Source organism: Actinomadura sp. 6K520 (genome assembly GCF_004349245.1).
Lineage (GTDB): Bacteria > Actinomycetota > Actinomycetes > Streptosporangiales > Streptosporangiaceae > Spirillospora.
Genome location: NZ_SMLC01000420.1, coordinates 1 through 882, shown reverse-complemented (window position 1 = coordinate 882; position 882 = coordinate 1). Strand labels below are relative to the sequence as shown.

Annotated in this window: 1 protein-coding gene; it reads right to left on the bottom strand. The window is 77.4% G+C overall.

Features of this window, described 5'->3' with window-relative positions; all coding sequences use genetic code 11:
* Positions 1–81: 81 nt before the first annotated feature.
* Positions 82–882: hypothetical protein (locus tag E1289_RS38780; RefSeq protein ID WP_165970791.1), on the bottom strand; the 801-nt coding region annotated here is incomplete at its 5' end.

Sequence of the window (882 nt, the reverse complement as noted above, 5' to 3'; positions counted from 1 at the left end):
CCGCCCCCGCCGTCCCGGCCGAGAGCCCGGCCGAGGACATCACCGCCCGCCACCTGTGAGCGGCCCGGCCGCGGGCGGGGGTCAGCGGCCCTTCAGTTCGCGGACGAGCCGGTTCGCCGAGGCGCGGTCCGGCGGGCCGGTCACCACGATCTTCCCGTCCAGGATCGCCATGTCGACGCGGGGGAGCGTGACGATCCGGTTCCGCACGACGAACGCGAGGTCACGCCCGACCGTCGCCCGCGTCAGGTCGGCGAACGCCTTCCGGTCGGCCGGCCGCAGCGTGACCGCGACGTCGTGGCCGCCCGGCTGCACGCGCGACTTCTGGACGCGCAGGTCGGCGACCTTGTGGATCGCGATGCCCTGGGCGAGCCCGTAGCAGGTCGGGCCCGTCCCGGACTGGCCCGTGATCCCCTGCGTCCCCGCCGGGCACTGCCCCGGCGTCGTCTGCGTGACGGGGTAGATGTGCAGCGGCGCGGCCAGCGTGACCGGCTGCGTCCGCATGGACGACGCGATCAGCGCGCCGGTCACCGCGACCGCGGCGATCAGCAGACCCAGCGTGAGGACCATGACGAGCATCGCCGAACGGTGCTGGTCGGCGGCCCTCGCCGCCGACGGGAGCTCCCGCTGCGGCCGGTCCCGCCGCGCCGCCCGGCTGCGCTTGACCTCCGCCGCCACGCGCTGCCGCTCCGCCGTCCGCGCCCGCCGCCGCGCGGCCTCCGCGTCGGCCGGGCTTAAGTCGGCGGTACCCGTTTCCGGGACGGCGGGCAGGACGGCCGTCGCCTTCTCGGCGCCGCCCACGGGTTCGCCGCCTTCCGCGCGGGCGGTGTCCAGGGGCTGGGTGGCCGCGTTGTCCGCCGCCGGGGAGGGCGGCCACTGCGGGGC